The organism is Paludisphaera rhizosphaerae, assembly GCF_011065895.1.
Classification (GTDB): domain Bacteria; phylum Planctomycetota; class Planctomycetia; order Isosphaerales; family Isosphaeraceae; genus Paludisphaera; species Paludisphaera rhizosphaerae.
Genome location: NZ_JAALCR010000015.1, coordinates 21461 through 38086 on the forward strand (window position 1 = coordinate 21461; position 16626 = coordinate 38086).

Annotated in this window: 13 protein-coding genes; 6 read left to right on the forward strand and 7 right to left on the reverse strand. The window is 66.9% G+C overall.

Translation table 11 applies throughout. The annotated features are described in order from the left end of the window. Positions 1-36 precede the first annotated feature (36 nt). The 4 genes from G5C50_RS19330 to G5C50_RS19345 all read left to right on the forward strand — a co-directional run bounded on the left by G5C50_RS19330 (position 37) and on the right by G5C50_RS19345 (position 3830). Positions 37-231 (forward strand): hypothetical protein, encoded by a 195-nt coding sequence (locus G5C50_RS19330; RefSeq protein ID WP_165071996.1) that lies wholly within the window; start codon positions 37-39, stop codon positions 229-231. Positions 232-326: 95 nt separating this feature from the next. Further along, positions 327-1256, forward strand: a complete 930-nt coding sequence (locus G5C50_RS19335; RefSeq protein WP_165071997.1) for a leucine-rich repeat domain-containing protein — start codon at positions 327-329, stop codon at positions 1254-1256. Positions 1257-1462: 206 nt separating this feature from the next. Further along, complete coding sequence (locus G5C50_RS19340; RefSeq protein ID WP_165071999.1) at positions 1463-2800, forward strand: di-heme oxidoredictase family protein; 1338 nt, start codon at positions 1463-1465, stop codon at positions 2798-2800. A gap of 193 nt (positions 2801-2993) precedes the next feature. Continuing rightward, positions 2994-3830, forward strand: coding sequence for a hypothetical protein (locus tag G5C50_RS19345; protein ID WP_165072001.1), 837 nt, complete (start codon positions 2994-2996; stop codon positions 3828-3830). A gap of 26 nt (positions 3831-3856) precedes the next feature. Here the strand turns inward: G5C50_RS19345 and G5C50_RS19350 are convergent, their stop codons facing one another. From G5C50_RS19350 to G5C50_RS19365, 4 genes are all read right to left on the reverse strand, one after another. Further along, entirely contained in the window at positions 3857-5071 is a 1215-nt protein-coding gene (locus G5C50_RS19350) for a type III polyketide synthase (RefSeq protein ID WP_206107770.1), read from the reverse strand. Continuing rightward, positions 5008-6141: an NAD(P)/FAD-dependent oxidoreductase gene (locus G5C50_RS19355; RefSeq protein ID WP_165072003.1), complete on the reverse strand. Its 1134-nt coding sequence runs from the start codon at positions 6139-6141 to the stop codon at positions 5008-5010. Before G5C50_RS19355 ends, G5C50_RS19350 begins: the two co-directional genes overlap by 64 nt. Then, complete coding sequence (locus G5C50_RS19360) at positions 6141-6863, reverse strand: methyltransferase domain-containing protein (protein ID WP_206107771.1); 723 nt, start codon at positions 6861-6863, stop codon at positions 6141-6143. Before G5C50_RS19360 ends, G5C50_RS19355 begins: the two co-directional genes overlap by 1 nt. Positions 6864-7032: 169 nt before the next feature. Then, positions 7033-7581, reverse strand: a complete 549-nt coding sequence (locus G5C50_RS19365; RefSeq protein ID WP_165072005.1) for a DUF2867 domain-containing protein — start codon at positions 7579-7581, stop codon at positions 7033-7035. A 291-nt stretch (positions 7582-7872) separates the two neighbouring features. Between G5C50_RS19365 and G5C50_RS19370 the strand changes: the two genes are divergently transcribed. Together G5C50_RS19370 and G5C50_RS19375 are read left to right on the forward strand one after the other, a co-directional pair. Beyond that, positions 7873-10929 carry a PVC-type heme-binding CxxCH protein gene (locus G5C50_RS19370; protein ID WP_240907255.1) on the forward strand — a complete coding sequence of 1019 codons (3057 nt, stop codon included), beginning with the start codon at positions 7873-7875 and terminating at the stop codon, positions 10927-10929. A 157-nt stretch (positions 10930-11086) separates the two neighbouring features. Beyond that, positions 11087-12094, forward strand: coding sequence for an aldo/keto reductase (locus G5C50_RS19375; protein WP_165072007.1), 1008 nt, complete (start codon positions 11087-11089; stop codon positions 12092-12094). Between the two features lie 27 nt (positions 12095-12121). Here G5C50_RS19375 and G5C50_RS19380 read toward each other — a convergent pair whose 3' ends face one another. The 3 genes from G5C50_RS19380 to G5C50_RS19390 are packed head-to-tail and all read right to left on the reverse strand — an operon-like array spanning position 12122 to position 16580. Continuing rightward, positions 12122-13570, reverse strand: a complete 1449-nt coding sequence (locus G5C50_RS19380; RefSeq protein WP_165072009.1) for a DUF1501 domain-containing protein — start codon at positions 13568-13570, stop codon at positions 12122-12124. Between the two features lie 38 nt (positions 13571-13608). Then, the gene (locus tag G5C50_RS19385; RefSeq protein ID WP_165072011.1) at positions 13609-14283 is read right to left on the reverse strand and encodes a Uma2 family endonuclease; all 675 of its coding nucleotides are present in this window, start codon (positions 14281-14283) and stop codon (positions 13609-13611) included. A 44-nt stretch (positions 14284-14327) separates the two neighbouring features. Continuing rightward, a complete protein-coding gene (locus tag G5C50_RS19390; RefSeq protein ID WP_165072013.1) occupies positions 14328-16580 on the reverse strand; it encodes a DUF1549 and DUF1553 domain-containing protein in 2253 nt (750 codons plus the stop codon). Between the last annotated feature and the right edge of the window lie 46 nt (positions 16581-16626).

Consider the following 16626-nt stretch of genomic DNA (forward strand, 5'->3'; position numbering starts at 1 on the left):
ACGCTTCGTAGACATCTAATCATGAGGATTTGCTTGATGTCTCTCGTGCGTATTGCGACGGTGGGCTGCCTGTTCCTGGCGGCCGGCATCTGCGGCTGCGGCGACGGCACGAACTCCGGCGGTCAGCCCGCCCCTGCCGCCGACGCGCCCAACGCCGGCGTGGAGGCGTCCAAGAGCATCATGAACATGCAGCCTCCTTCGCCCGCCAAGGCCGGCAAGAAGGCTCACTGACGGAAGCCCGCCCCCTGTGGGCGGTTCGTCGTCGAACTCGGCGAGGCGGTGCTTTTCCGCCTCGCCGAGACTCGCGCGCGAAGGTTGCAAGCAACATGATGCTTGAGCACCGCCAGCCGACCTCGGGGCCCGATATGGACGATGGCCAGCCCCCGCCGAAACGTCGCCTTCGACTCAGCGTCCGGGCTCTGCTCCTTGTGGTCGTCCTCGTGGGAGGCGCGCTCGGTTGGCTTGCGTTCAAGATTCGCGAGGCCCGCGCCCAGGCCGCGATTGTAGCCGCAATCCATAGGGCTGGAGGAGGCGCGGGATACGGCTGGAGACGGGACGTCGGGGGATATTACTACGACGACTCGACTTTCTGCGTGCCGCGCTGGCTGGTCGACCTGATCGGCGAGGATTACTTCGCGGACGTGACTCTCGTGAGCTTCAGGAGATGGTCCAGCCTCAACGGCCCTCCCCGTGATCTCGAGCCGGTCATGGCCGAGATCGGCCGACTCCAGCGACTTGAAATCCTGGACCTAACGAATTCCGGCGTCAGCGACGAGGCCCTCTCACATCTTAAGGGTCTGCCGAATCTCCAGATTCTGTGGCTCGAAGGGACGGGGGTCGGGGACGCCGGCCTGTCGCACCTTGCCGATTTGATCCATCTGCGTTCGCTCTCGCTGGATAAAACGAGCATCCGCGGGCCCGAACTGGCGCATCTCTCGAGCCTCAGGGAACTCGAACTGCTCACCCTGAGAGATTCGGCCCTCACCGATCAGGGGATGCCCCACCTGGCGGTTCTGACAGGGTTGAAGCGTCTCGACCTGGAACAGACTGCCGTCACCGACGCCGGGGTCTCACTCCTTGTCGATCTGCCGCTCCTGCAATGGCTCATCGTTCGACAAACCCAGGTGGGAGAAGCGGGCCTTCTGGAGCTGAAGGAATCGCGCTCGCTGCTCGGCGTGACCGTGAATCCCGCGCTTTTTCTGGGCGGAAACGAGGAGCGACTGAGGGAAGCCGTCTCGCCGTTGCTCATCAATTGACCGCCTTCGAGGTGCTTCGCCTCAAACCGCTGAGGGAGCCAGTTATTCCCCTCAACGGCGAATCATACGGCTTCCTGCAATCGTCGACTGAGGTTGGGGCTTGAACTCTCCGTGTCCAGGCATTACAGTTGTCGAAGTACATCTGTCGGAGAGTCGGTCCCCTCATCTTGACGCCCGTTCGGGCGAGACGTGTTGGGAGGGTTGCGATGCACGAGTCGTCGTTGGCGCGAACCCGCCGTCGGGTTGGGGTGGGTATGTTCTGGCTGGGCGCGCTCGCGGTCGCCTGGATGGCGACGCCGGGGGTGCCTGTGATCTTCGCCCCGCGAGCCTCGGCCGAGATCCGGGCGGCGGGCCTGGAGTTGTTCGCGCACGAGTGGCAGCCTCACGATCCGCTGGCCCAGGGCGACGGGCTCGGGCCGGTCTTCAACGCCCGGTCGTGCGTCGAGTGCCACTTTCAGGGGGGCGCCGGAGGAGGAGGCGACAACCAGCATAACGTCATGGGATTCGAGGCGTTCCCGACCCAGGATCGGCCCGAGGTTAAAGGGGGCCTGATCCATCGCTTCGCCGTCGCCAACAACCTCCTCGACAGCCAAACCGAGTTGAGCAAGTGCTTCCCTGTCATCCCCAACGGGATTCGGGTCGAGGGCGGGTGCCAGGTCTTCACCCGGGACTTCGACCCGGTCCACACCGAGGCCGTGAACTCCACCGCGCTCTTCGGGGCGGGTTGGATCGACCGGATCTCCGGCAAGACGATCCGCTACCAGAACCTGAAGGCCGCGACGGCGGCGATCGGCAACGAGGTCCGTGGCCAGCTCGGAGGGATCGGCACGGGGAGGCCGCGAGTGCTCGCCGACGGTCGCGTGGGCAAGTTCGGCTGGAAGGCCCAATTCGCCACGCTGGAGGAGTTCGTGGCGGCCGCCTGCGCCAATGAGATCGGCCTGGGGAGCCCCCACATGGCACAGGCGAAACCGATGGTCAGCCTGAAGTATCCGGAGGTCGAGCGCGACCTGACCGACGGCCAGTTCCGTTCGCTGGTCGCCTTCGTCGATACGATCCCTCGCCCGGTCGAGATCGCACCTGAAGGTCGTCCCCAGCAGCTTCGAGCCGAGCGTGGCAAGGCTCTATTCGGCGAGATCGGCTGCGCGGTCTGCCACATCCCAGACATGGCGGGCGTCCCGGGAGTCTACACCGACTTCCTGCTGCACCGGCTCGACGACCGATCCAGGTCGAGCGGGTATCGCGAGACGCCCCCGGTCCCGCTGCCGGAGGACTATCCGCTCCCCGCGGAGTGGAAGACGCCCGCCCTGTGGGGCGTGGCCGACTCCGCCCCCTATTTCCACGACGGCGGCTCGCCGACCCTGGATGCCGCCATCCAGCGCCATCACGGCGACGCCGAACCGGTCACTGTGGCGTACCGGAATCTCTCCGACGTCGATCGAGCTGCTCTGATCGGCTTCCTCAAGACGCTCCGCGCCCCGACCGACGCCGAGCCGGCCCTCATCCCGCCGACGGCGGCGAAGCCGCAACTGGCCTCGAACCGCTGATCAGCCCATCCGAGGGGCATCATCCGAGGGGAGTCGCCTGGCTCCCTCGGATGCGTTGGAGAAAGACCCCGCGCACGGGGGGAATTCGGCAAAGCCCAACGCATGTTCTAGTGTTGAACTAGACCCTGTCGAGGGCTTTCCTATTTCCACGCCCGTTCGCGGCGATGTCTCCATACACCCCAGGATGTCTCCCATGAGAAGCCTGCCCAGAACTCGCAAGCCCCGCATCTCCGTGGAGTCGCTGGAAGGACGCGCCCTCCTCAGCGGCTTCGACTCGATCTTCGCTGAACTGGCCCGCTCGAAGGCGGCCATCGTGCAGAGGATTGCAACATCGGGTGTGAAGGTGGACACGGGGGCGGCGGCCGGGATCATGAGCGCCCTGGGGGGCGGCGCCGGCAGTGAGTGGGCGACCCTGATCAAGCGACAGGTCCGGAATTCTCAGGCGGTCGTCCGGCAGTTCGTGTCGGGTCAACTGACGGCCTACTCGACGACCGGGATCACGTTTCGAACGCCGCACGAGCAGTCCCAGTTCACCGGCCAGCCCTACGACCAACTCCTGCCGCTGGCGGCCGGCGGGGCGGTCTTCCGGGGGAACGTGCTGGAGTTCGCCACGATCCTGCGTGGGGAGTTCCGCGACCCGAACACCTCGTACTACGTCTTCGCCGTCGACCGCGGCGCGGGGGCCTCGCGTGGTGCGGTCTTCGCATCACGCCCCGGCATCACGCCCGACGCCCTGGTGACGATCACCGTCGGCCCTTACGGCTCATCCGCCTCAGGCCAGATCCAGGACCTGACCGACGGTTCGGTCCAGACGATCGATCCGTCGCGGATCGCCATCCGGGGGGCGACGCTCCGGGTCTTCCTTGACGCCGGCCAACTCCCGACGCGTGGGGCCCAGCTCAACCGCTATCGGTTCGCCATGTGGACCCAGACTCAGCCCGGTTCCGACATCGCCAACGTCGCCAGCTTCGCTCCCGACGCGTCCATGATCCCGATCGCCGTTCTCAAGAACGTCTCCGTCCGTCGCTGACCGCTCCATACCGCCGAGGGGCCCGTTCAGACGAGCAGGGCTCCCTCGGCCGCCAGGCCCGGCCCGAACCCCAGCGCCACGCAGGGCCGGGGGGCGTCGCGACGGATCAACTCGTCGAGGATGAACAGGACCGTCGCCGACGACATGTTGCCGTGACGGGCGAGGACCGACCGCGAGGCATCGGTGGCGTCCGCCTCCAATCCGAGCGCCTCCTGCACGCCGACGAGGACGCGCGGCCCCCCGGGGTGGACGGCCCACGAGGCCACATCTTTTATCGCCAGCCCGCGCCCTTGGAGCCACGTCTCCAACCATGGGGCGAGGTGTTTCTGGATCAGGCCCGGGACGCGCGTCGAGAGGACCATCTCGAAGCCGTGGTCGCGGACGAACCATGACATCGCCTGCTCGGAGTTCGGGAACAGGCAGGCGGCGTTGGCGGCCACGCGCCATCGCCGCGATCGATCGCCGCCCAGCGAGCCCGCCAGCACGGCGGCCGCGGAGCCGTCGGCGAAGAGGGCGTTTCCGACCATCCGCTTGGGGTTCCAGCCGTAGGAGTAATGGAGGCTGCAGAGTTCCACGGAGCAGAGGAGCACGCGAGCCTCGGGCTCGGCCGCGATCAGGCCCCGCGCCACGCGGAGCGCGTTCAACGCCCCGTGGCAGCCCATGAATCCGACGTTGGTTCGCTCCACCGTCGCCGGCAGTCCGAGCGCCTTCATGAGCCCGAAATCGACCCCCGGCGCGGCCATGCCCGTGCAGGAAACGGTGATCAAATGCGTGATTGACCCCGGGTCGACGCCGGATCGCTCCAGCGCCTGGCGGCTCGACTCGGTCGCCAGCGGCAGGGCCTCGACCTCGAACCGTTCCATGCGGCAGGCCGTCGAGGGCCCCGGGTCGCCGATCCCCTTGGAGATGAACGGCGAGTCGTATTCGCCTTCGCCGTAGACGATCCGCCGGAATTCCTCGGGTCGGTAGACGACCTGCCGCGTTTCGACCCCCGATTGGCGGTAGAGCGAAACCAGCAGCTCGCCCTGGTCGTCGTCCTCCGCACAGAGGGCGCGGGCGGCGTCGACCGACTCGGATCGAGTGATATTCAGGGCGGGAGTCGCGGTCCCGATCGCGAGTAGCTCGATATGCATGGCGACCTCGGCGGGGCTTTCGAACGGCATGTCGAAGGCGATGTTCAGGGGGCTTTGTGCATAACCGATAGCAAGGGCCGCGCGAGCGACGGCCGGTATTCCAGGCACCGGACCAGGGTCCGCGTCATCCAGGGCGTGCGGAGGGCTCGGGAAGCGGCCCGGCAGACGAGTTGTCGACGCGCGATCCGCGTCCGATAAACGTGGGACCAGCGGGCTGCCGGGGAGTCCTCGAGGCCGGAGATGGACTCGGCGAGAATCGTCGCGAGCGCCTCGCCGCCGGTTAGGGCCCAGGCCATCCCCTCGCCGGTGAACGGCTCGACGTAGCCGGCGGAGTCGCCGACTCGCAGCACGCCCGATTCGACGAGCCGATCGGGCGACCGAGTCAGCAGCGCCGTCCCCTTCCAGGGCAGGGCGTCGACCCGCGGCACGGCGGGGAACCGGCTCTTTCCCAGGATCGACGCGGCGAGCGCCCCAATGCCGCCGGCCTCACGCACGGCGACCGGATTGAGCGCCGCCGCCAGGTCCAGCCGACCGTCTTCCAGGACGACCAGTCCCACGTACCCCTCGCGGCCGCAGGCCATGTAGATCCGGCCAGGTTGGAACCCCGCGGGGGGATGCGCGACGATCGCTCCGGCCCCGAGCTTGGCCTTTGGCGAAGCGGAGGTCCGGCTTCCAGCCGCGAAAAGACTGTCGGCCAATCCCGTCGCCGAGACGACGAACCGAGCGGCGACCTCGAACGACCGGCCCTCGCCGTTGAGGCGAAGGCGACTGCACCCCGGTGACGATCCGACGATCAGCCGTGCCGAGGTCCTTGGCTGAAACTCGGCCCCCGCCGCGACGGCCGCGTCCACCAACGCGGCGTCGAACGATTCGCGCGAGACGGCGACGCCGAGGTCGTGATCGACTGCGGCGCGGCGGTGACACGTCGCCAGCTCGATGCCCGTCAGAGGAACTGCGCGGAGGCGCGCGGTCAGCTCGCCCAGGCCTGTCCTGCCGAGCGCCGCCAGGGCGCGGGGATTGAGGCAGCAGCCGCAGACCTTGGTCCGGGGAAACTCGGCCCGATCGACGAGGAGTACGCGAACGCCGCGTCGCGCGAGTTCGCGCGCGGTCATCGCACCGGCTGGGCCGGCTCCAGCGACGACCACATCATAAGAGGGGAGGCCCGCGCCAATCGTCATCAGGACCGTCCCACCAGGAGAAAGCGGCAGGGCCAGCGGGGGATGACTTCGGGAGCCGACCAGCCAGCCTCCAGAGCCATCCGGCGGACCTCGTCGCGGGTGAACGCTCCCTCCACGGACAGAGGGCCGTCGACGTGGGCGACGGTCGATCGCGAGAGGATTCGGATGCCCGCATACGCCAGCAGCCAGCCGAGCCGTCCGCGCTCCAGGTCGTCGACCAGGACCAGCGATCCCGCCTCACGCATGGCCCGGAGCAAGGCGACGGCTGCCGGCGGGTCCAGGTGGTGGAGGAAGAGGGAGCACGTCAGGACGTCGAAGCCGGCAGGGAGCGGACCTGTCAGAGCGTCGTGTCGAAAGAAAGAAGCCTCGACCCCGGCGCGGCTCGCCTGTTCCGAGGCGTGCTGGATCGCGAACGGGCTCACGTCGCAGCCAGAGACCTCCAGCGGCAGGCCCTCGCGGCGAGCCCGGCGAGCGATCCGGACGGCGAAGTCGCCGCCGCCGCTCGCCACGTCGAGCAGCCGCACGGCCTCTCCGGGAGACATAGCAGCGCGCTGCCGGCAGAAGGCCTGGACCTGCGGCCAAACCGCCCGACTTCCCAGGCTGAAAGCGTTGACTCGACGAAGCGCCTCCAGGGCCTGCCGATGCTCCGCTGGGTCGAGGCCCGGTTGGTCCATCAATTCGGGCTGACGACGCCGCGTTCGGAGGTCGGGAGGGAGCGTCATGGCTGCCATGCTCACAGATGGATCGGGCCTTCTGAGAACCCTAGTATGGGGCACGGAGCAAGCCCCCGACAGAGGGACGCGAAGTCCCAGTCCTCTGGGTCTTGCGCATCGCTCCGGCGACCGGGCCGGGTGTGAGAAAGCGAGGCTGGAATGGCTGTGGCTGCGGTCGTCACCCGGTTGTTCCTCTTCCCCACCGCCGCTCGGCCGCTCTCACAATTCCTCTGGCCATCCGTTGAAAGACCAGCCAGTGAGCAGGGTATGAGGCGAAGTAATAGAGCTGTCCCCAGAAGGGGATGGGCCGGAAGTAGACGGCCAGCCGCAGTTCCGACCTGTCGCCGTCGGGGTACACCAGGAATTCCAGCCAGGCCGTCCCTGGATTCCTCATCTCGGCCCTGAGGAGCAGCCTTCCAGGACCGGTCCTCTCGACGCGCCAGAAGTCGACCGGGTCTCCGAGACGCAAGTCGACCGGACTACGACGGCCTTTGCGCATACCCACGCCGCCGAGCAGGCGGTCGATCGCGCCGCGAAAGCGCCAGAGGGCGTCTGTGCCGTGCCATCCAGTCTCGCCCCCGAGACGCCGAACGCAATCGAACAGGATCTTGGATGGGGCGGAGCAGGGGATACGGTGCACGTCCTTGAGCGGAATCGCCGACGGATCGAACCGCCGAGAACGCGTTTCTTCCCGACGAGTCGTCGAGGGGTCTTCGGTCGTGGTCATGCCTGGGCTCTCCTCGCCGCGCGATTCGGCGGCGGTGGAGAGCGTTGCAGATCTGGGGCCGCGATCTCCGATGATCTGGAAAAGCAACGGCTGAAACGACGAAGCCCCAGAGGCCTGAATCCCGGACTCGCTTTGCCTCGACCGTCCACGTCCTTCCTCGGGCGCTGGGAGGAGGGTGACTCGTCCGAAGGCTTGCGGCCCCTTGATTTCCGTCGTCGGTTGGTCATGCTGGAGGGCGATTTCGACGGCTGTCGCCCACCACCTTGTCCCTCCCCGCGTCGGAGCGTCGTGATGTCGCAATTGAGGAAGTTCGGTCCCATGTGCATGGGGCTGGCGATCGCCGTTTGGGGGACGTCGCGCGTCGACGCCCAGCAGCCCGCCCCGGTCGAGAACGTGTCGACCTTCCCCCACCGATCGCCCCAGGACGAGCGCAAGGCGCTCCACGTCCCGCCGGGGTTCGAGATTCAGTTGGTGGCCGCCGAGCCCGACATCCAGAAGCCCCTCAACCTGGCGTTCGACGACAAGGGGAGGCTCTGGATTACCGACACGATCGAGTACCCCTGGCCGGCCAAGGACGGCGACAAGCCCCGAGACACGGTCAAGATCCTCTCCGACTTCGGACCGGACGGCCGCGCGCGCAAGATCGAGACCTTCGCCGATGGGCTGAACATCCCCATCGGCCTTCTGCCGAAGCCCTCGGCGCGCGAGGCGCTCGTCCACAGCATCCCCAACATCTACCTGCTGAAGGACGCCGACGGCGACGGCAAGGCCGAGATCAAGGAACCGCTGTACGGGATCTTCGGCAACCGCGACACCCACGGCATGACCAACGCTTTCAGCTGGGGATACGACGGCTGGATCTACGCCTGCCACGGGTTCTCGAACACCTCGGAGGTCTCGGGAGCCGACAAGAAGGCGATCACGATGAACTCGGGCAACACCTACCGGATGCGGCCCGACGGCTCCCACGCCGAGTACGTCACCCACGGCCAGGTCAACCCGTTCGGCCTGGCGTTCGACGAAAGGGGCTACCTCTACTCGTGCGACTGCCACAGCAAGCCGCTCTATCAACTGATCCGGGGCGGCTACTACCCGAGCTTCGGCAAGCCCCATGACGGCCTCGGCTTCGCGCCTGAAATGGTCACCCACGACCACGGCTCGACGGCCATCTCGGGGATCGTCTACTACGCCTCGGACCAGTTCCCCGAGGCCTACCGCGGCACCACGTTCATCGGCAACGTGGTCACCAATCGGATCAACCACGACAAGCTCGAGTGGACCGGCACCAGCCCGAAGGGGATCGAACAGCCCGACTTCGTCTGGAGCGAGGACAACTGGTTCCGCCCCGTCGACCTGGAACTGGGCCCCGACGGCGATCTGTATGTGGCCGACTTCTACAACCGGATCATCGGCCATTACGAGGTGCCGTTGACTCACCCCGGCCGCGACCGCGACAGCGGCCGCGTCTGGAGGATCGTCTATAAGGGGGACGGCTCCAAACCCGTCTCCTCGCCTCAGGCCGTCGACCGGACCACGGCCGGCGTCGATTCGCTGATCGCCGACCTCGCCAGCCCGACGCTCCCCGTCCGCACGTCGGCGACGAATCAACTGGTCGAACGGGGCGGTGCCGAGGCGGCTGGGAAGCTCCGTGGGCTGGTCTCCCAACCCGGCGCGCCGGCGCAGCAGGTGGTCCACGCCCTCTGGGCCCTCGAACGGCTGGGCAAGCTGGACGACGAGCTATTGGTCAAGATTTGGAAGGGCTTCAGCGACCAGGCCATCCGGATTCACGTCCTCCGAGTCCTGGCTGATCGACCGTCCCTCTCCCCGATCGCTCGGGCGATCGCCCTGGAGTCGACCGACGACGCCCACATCACGCGAGCGAGGGCCGAGGTTCTCGGAGCGCACCCGAATCCGGCCTTCGTCGCCGAGCTCCTTGGCCTCTGGCGGAAGACCGATCCGAAAGACACGCATCTAATCCACGTCATTCGGATCGCCTTGCGTGATCAATTGATCGATCCTGCCGTCTGGCCGCAGATCGCCGCAGCGCCGTTGGACGATCGCGATCGGGCCGACCTGGCCGACGTGGCGGTGGGGACGCCGAACGCAGCGGCCGCATCGTTCCTGCTCGCTCACCTAAGGAGTTTTGCGGAGAGTCCGGGGAACGTCTCCCGCTATTTGCATCACGTGGCCCGCTACGGGGAAGAAGCGGTCATTCCCTCGGTCTCGTCGTGGGTCCTCGCCGATCAAGCCTCGGCTCCGCGAAAGCTGGACCTCATCAAGGAGGTTCAGCAGGGACTGCAGGAGCGTGGCGCGGGCCTTCCCGATGAACTTCGGAAGGCCGCGGTCTCGATCGTGACGAAGGCTTTGACCGGGGCGAACGCCGGGCAGATCAAGCGTGGGATCGCGGCCATCGGGGATTTCCAGCTTAAGGAGTGCATCCCCTCTCTGGAGTCGGCCTTCGCTCGAACCGATCTTGCCGACGACGTGCGGGCCTCCACCCTGGCGGGGATCGCGGCGCTCGACATGCCGCTGGGCCTGGCGAAGTTGAAGAAGGCTCTCGACGACGGGACGCTCTCGCCTTCACTCCGTGAGGCGACCGCGATCTCGCTGGCGAATATCGACAAGCCCGAGGCGCGGGCCGCCGTTCTCGGCTCTCTGGCGACGGCGCCCGAGCGGATCCAGTCGACGGCCGCCGCGGCGCTCGTGCGTCGCAAGGACGGAGCTGCGGCTCTGCTTGAGGCGATCGCCGCCGGCAAGGCGTCGGCCCGGTTGCTCCAGCAGCGTCCGATCGTCATCGGACTGGAGAATGCGGGGATCGCGGACGTCGGCGACCGGATCGCCAAGCTCCTCGCCGGCCTTCCGCCAGCCGACGCCCAGGTCCGCGACCTGCTCGACAAGCGTCGCGAAGGCTTCCAGAAGGCGGCCTGCGACTCGACCGCCGGGGCCAAGACCTTCGAGGTCCGTTGCGGCGTCTGCCATCAGGTCGAGGGGAAGGGGGCGAAGGTCGGCCCGCAACTCGACGGCGTCGGCGGCCGGGGACTGGAGCGTCTGCTGGAGGATGTGCTCGACCCGAACCGTAACGTCGACCAGATGTTCAGGACCACCGTCCTGGCCCTGAAGGACGGCCGGGTCGTCTCCGGGATGCTGCTCCGCGAAGAAGGAAAGGTCCTCGTCATCGCCGACTCCCAGGGGAAGGAGACCCGCGTCCCGGCTGATGAAGTCGAGGAGCGCAAGATCGTCCAACTCTCCCCCATGCCGGGCGACCTCGCCCAGCAGATCCCCGAGGCTGAGTTCTACAACCTGATCTCTTACCTTCTAGGTCGACGCGAGGACAAGCCGGCGAAGTGACGGGGGGGCTGGATCGCCTCCGTAGAATCGTCGAAAGGCGTTCGACCGCGCGTCGGCGGTGCAGGAGTTGCACTCATCGAGCCGGTCGGACGCGTCGGGCTTGAGAAACCGGGTGGAATCCACTCGATCGCGAATTACGGGAAAAGGAGTCGACGTGATGTCTTCCAACCAACCCAACCGTCGGGACGTGCTTCAGGTCGGGGCCGCGGGGCTCGCCGCGCTTTCGCTCGGCGGAGCCTCGATGGGGGCTCAGGAGAAGAACGAGCAGGGGGTGCCGCTTCGTCCCCTGGGCAAGACGGGTGTGAAGGTGTCGCTCCTGGGGCTCGGCGGCCACCACTCGACGCGGGCGAAGGAGGAGAAGGACTCGCTGCGACTCATCCAGCGCGCCGTGGACGAGGGAGTGACGTTCCTCGACAACGCCTGGGACTACCACAACGGCGGCGCCGAGGAGCGGATGGGCAAGGCCCTGGAAGAGGGGAAGATCCGCGACAAGGTCTTCCTCATGACCAAGGTCTGCGGACGCACCGCCAAGGAGGCCCAGTCGAACCTGGAAGACAGCCTTCGAAGGCTTCGGACTGACCACATCGACCTCTGGCAGTTCCACGAGATCAACTACGAGAACGACCCGGACCGCATCTTCGCGGCCGAGGCCGCCATCGAAGTCGCGCTCAAGGCGAAGGAGCAGGGGAAGGTCCGGTTCATCGGATTCACCGGCCATCGGAACCCGGAAGTCCACCTCAAGATGCTTCAGAAGCCCTACGATTGGGCCACCGTCCAGATGCCGCTGAACGTCCTGGACGGCACGTTCCGAAGCTTCCAGAAGCAGGTTCTGCCCGTGCTGGTCGAGCGCGGCATCGGCGCGATCGCGATGAAGACCCTGGGCGGCAACGGCGGGATCGTCAGCAATGCCAAGGTGCCCGTCGAGCGGGCCCTTGGCTATGTGTTCTCAATGCCGATCTCGACGCTCGTCTCGGGGATGGAGTCGGAGAAGATCCTGGAGCAAAACCTCAAGATCGTCCGTAGCTACCAGCCGATGTCGCACGACGAGATGATCGCCCTGGAGACCGAATACAAAGCGGCCGCCGCCGACGGCCGCTACGAGGGCTTCAAGACGACCAAGAACTACGACGGCCCCGTCCACAAGAAGCAGCAGCAAGAGGCGTGAGCCCACCGGCTCAACCTCCGGCCGGGTTCAGGCGAGGAGACCCGTCAGGACCCGGCCGCCGACGTCCGTCAGGCGTTCGTCGCGACCGCCGTGCAAGTAGGTTAGCTTCAGGTGGTCGATCCCCATCAGGTGGAGGATCGTCGCGTGCAGGTCGTTGACGTGGGCGCGCTCCGAGATCGCCTTCAGGCCGACCTCATCCGTCTCCCCCACGATCGACCCACCCTTCACGCCCCCGCCGGCCATCCACATGGAGAAGCCGGCGGCGTTGTGGTCGCGGCCTCGCCCTCCGCCCTGTCGGACCGGGGTGCGGCCGAATTCGCCCCCCCAGATGACGAGCGTTTCGTCGAGCAGACCTCGTGACTTGAGATCGGTCAACAGGGCGGCGACCGGCTGATCGGTCATGCCGCACATCTTTTCATGGTTGGCGTCGACGTCGTCGTGTGCGTCCCACTGCACGGCGACCGGACCGCCTCCTGAGTAGAGTTGGACGAATCGCACCCCGCGCTCGACGAGTCGCCGGGCCAGCAGGCAGCGGGCGCCGAAATCGGCGGTTCGCTCGTTGTCGAGTCCGTACATGGACTTGGTCAGCTCCGATTCGCGCGAGAGGTCGACGGCCTCGGGCGCGGCGCTCTGCATGCGGAAGGCGAGTTCGTAGGAAGCCATCCGGGCTGAAAGCTCGTCGTCGGCCGGGTCGAGGCCTCGCTCGTTCATGCCTTTCAGCAGGTCCAGCATCCGGCGTCGGCGACTCGGGTCGAACCCGTCCGAAGGCTTGAGGTTGACGATCGGCGCGGGGCCGCTGCGGAAGAGGGTCCCCTGATGATGGGCCGGGAGGAAGCCCGCCCCCCAGCAAGGAGCGCCCCCTTCGGGAGTCCCCTCGGGCTGGGTCATGACGACGTACGACGGCAGGTCGTCGCTTTCCGACCCGAGGCCGTACGTGACCCAACTCCCCAGGCTGGGGAAGCCGGTCAGCACGCGGCCGGTCATCATCTGGTACATGGCCGGGGCGTGGACGACGCTGTCGGCGACGCAGGATCGGATCAGGGCGATGTCGTCGGCGTGCTTGTGGAGGTTCGGCACGAGGTCCGACATGTCCATCCCCGACTCACCGTACCGCCCCCACTTCCGCTTCGAGGCCAGGCAGAGCGGGTCGTTCTCTAGGAACTGGCCACGGACCTTGCCGAAGCTCGGCGGCAGCGGCTGGCCGTCCAGCTTCGCGAGCGCCGGCTTGGGATCAAAGAGATCCATCTGGCTCGGCCCGCCGGTCATGTACAGGAAGATGCAGCGCTTCGCCGTCGCCGGCCGTCGCGCCTCCAGGACGGCGGACGGAATCGCCGCGTCGCCCGCCTTCGCCTCACGCTCTAGCAACGAGGCCATCGCCAGCATCCCGAAGCCGCCCCCCGCGCGCCGGAGCCATTCGCGGCGGTCGAGCGTCGGCGAGGCCCAGGGGCCGGGGCATTGGTTGAGGTTGCTGGGCATGGGATCGAGTCTCGAGGAGTAGTGGAAACGGGCTTGTCTCAGGAAACAGCAGGGCCGTTTTGAAACTCATCAATTTCGCCGAAGAGTTCGGCCAGCGACAGGCGGAAGCCAGGGAGGATCTCAGCCAGCTCGATCACGTCGTTCTCCGCGTAGACCCGAGGAGTTTCCGGCTCATCTCGATCATAAACGGCGATCGATCGCCGCTCAGGGTCAACGATCCATACCGAGAGCGTCCCGCCGTCGAAGTACAGCCCGCGTTTTCGCTCCATCTCCGCTTTCGTGTTGCTGATGCTGAGGATCTCTACGGCGAGGTCGGGAGCGACCGCCATGATCGGTCCGCTGCCCGTGGGACATCGGGCCCAACTCAGGAAGGCGACGTCAGGGATTAGGACGACTTCAGGGGCGAGGAGATAAGGGCCGTCGGATCCCGAGACGATGCCGAGTCGTCCAGCCCTGGCAAACGCTCTCATCATCGCGGCGATTGCGACGCCGAGGAAGGACTCAATGTATCCCATTCCCTTCTCCACCAGCACGCCGTCGATCAGTTCGCAGAGAATCCGTCCTCGTCCGAGAACGGCGATCGCGTCGTCTTCGGTGGCCGTTCCGGGAGTCGGCGTCATCAGGATGCGTGCGGGGGGAACGTCGTGCAGGCCGTCCAGGGCTTGCAGGACGTCTTCCAGCCTCGTCACTCGTGTTTCCAGGTCGATGGACATGGCGGTCTCTTCTTGGTGGCCATGCAGAGCCGTCGAGAAATCGATCAGGGGATATACAGGAACTCGTTGCAGTTCATCAGCGCCAGGGCGAGGTCCTCCCAGGCGGCGGCCTCTCCGTGGACGGCGGCTTGCTCGGAGATGAACGCCAGAGCTTGGGCGGTCTCATCCTCGGTCGGGAAGCGGAGGAGGGTTCGCGTGTAGGCCTGGCGGACACGGGCCGGCCGATCGGTCGAGGCCTCGCACGATAGACGCTGAGCCAGGGCTCGGGCGCGGCCTCGGGCCATCTCGCTGTTGAGCAGGTTGAGGGCCTGGAGGGCGTGGGTGCTGGAATCGCGGCGCGGGCAGGCGGTCTGGTTGTCGGGCGCGTCGAAGGATTCGAGCAGAGGGGGGCGGACGTTGCGCTTCTTGTAGAGGTAGATCGACCGTCGAACGTGCTGGGCCGGGTCGGGGTCGACGGGCCAGAGGTCGACCTCCTCGGCTTCAGTGAAGATCAGGTCCTTCACTTCCTTTTCCAGCGGCGCGAGGACGCCGGGGCCGCCCATCTTGAGATTCAACTCGCCGGAGGCCGCGAGCATGGCGTCGCGGAGGGCCTCGGCGTCGATCCGACGGCGGTTCATGCGGCCGAGAAGAGAGTTCTCCTCGTCCTGTTCGGTGAGTATGGCGATCGGCCGGCTGGACTGACGGTAGGCCGCTGACGTGACCATCAGCCGATGGATCGGCTTGAGTCGCCAACCCTCGGCGATCAGACGCTCGGCCAGCCAGTCGAGCAGCTCGGGGTGTGAGGGGGGCTCGCCTCGGACGCCGAAGTCGCTGGGCGTCGATACCAGTCCCTGGCCGAAGTGGTTCTGCCAGAGCCGGTTGACGATCACCCGCGCGACCAGAGGGTTGCCCGTCTCGCTCAGCCATTTCGCCAACGCCGCGCGTCGGCCGGTCGTCTTCTCGCCGGGGTGGATCGAGTCCGAGTCGAAGGAGGCTTCTTCCTGGCAAGCCAGAATCACGCCCGGGGGCCGAGGCTCGACGCGCGGGCCCTTGACGAGCGGATCGCCGCGACGGAGGACGAACGAGTCTGGGGCCTTCGCCGAGCCGTCGGTCAACGCCAGCGCGTGGGCGGGGGGACGGGGAAGCGTGCGCGCGATCTCATGGATTCGGATCTTGAGCGACTCGCGCCGGGCGTGGTCGGCAGGGTTCTTCGCGACCGCGGCGGCGACGTCCTCCCAGGTCACTCGAATCGAGTTCGCGAGGCCCGAGGCCCGCCGTTTCTGGGCCGGCGTCCGATCCTTCTCCGGGATCGCCAGGATGGCTCGTTCCTCGTCCGAGAGCATGGCCTTTCGCTGGGCTGCGATCGCGGCGCGGTAGGGGGCTTCGAGCTCGGCCTTCTCCTTGGTCAGCGGCGCGGTCTTTTCATCGACGGCCTTCTTCGCCTCCTCAAAGGCCTTAACCTCGTCGGGGGAGGCGATTGACGGCTCGGAAAGCTCGCCGGCGGCGAAAAACGCCTGGAGGCGGTAGTAGTCGGTGCTGGGGATGGCATCGAACTTGTGGTCGTGGCAGCGGGCGCAGGCGACCGTCAGGCCCAGGACGACCGATCCGACGGTGGAGGTGATCTCCGTGAGTTCATTCTGCCTGCGGACTTCGGGGACGATGTTTCCCCCGACGACCTCGCGAGGTCCGGCGCGGAGGAAACCCGTGGCGATCAACGCATGGTGATCGCCGGGCGCGATCTCGTCGCCCGCGATCTGCAGGGAGATGAATCGGTCGTAGGGCATGTCCGCGTTGATCGCCGCGATCAGCCAGTCGCGGTAGCGCCAGGCGTCGGGACGCTCGGCGTCCAACTCGAAGCCGTTCGTGTCCGCATAGTGGGCCAGGTCCAGCCAGTGCTGGGCCCAACGTTCGCCGAATCGGGGGCTGGACAACAGGCGGTCGACGACTTTTTCGTAGGCATCCGGCTGGTCGTCGCCCAGGAAGGACGCGACGTCCTCCGGCGTCGGCGGCAGGCCGGTCAAGTCATGGAAGAGGCGGCGGAGCAGCGCGACGCGGCCGGCTTCGGGGGAATGCGGGAGTTCGGCCGTTTCGAGGTCGGCGAGGATGTATCGGTCAATCGGGTTGCGAACCCAGCCGTTCTCCTTAACCTCCGGCGGCGTTCCCGGCTCCAGGGGCTGGTAGGCCCAGTGGTCGCGCTGGTCGGCGCGGTACTTCTCGATCTTCGCCAGCGGAGCAGGGGGTTCGGGCTCGTCGCCCAGGGCGAAACCGACGATCGCCAGTCCCAGGACAGAGGGGATCCAGACTCTTCGACGCGGCATCACTCCGACCTCCGGTTCAACTCTTCCCCTCGGCATCATGGTATTG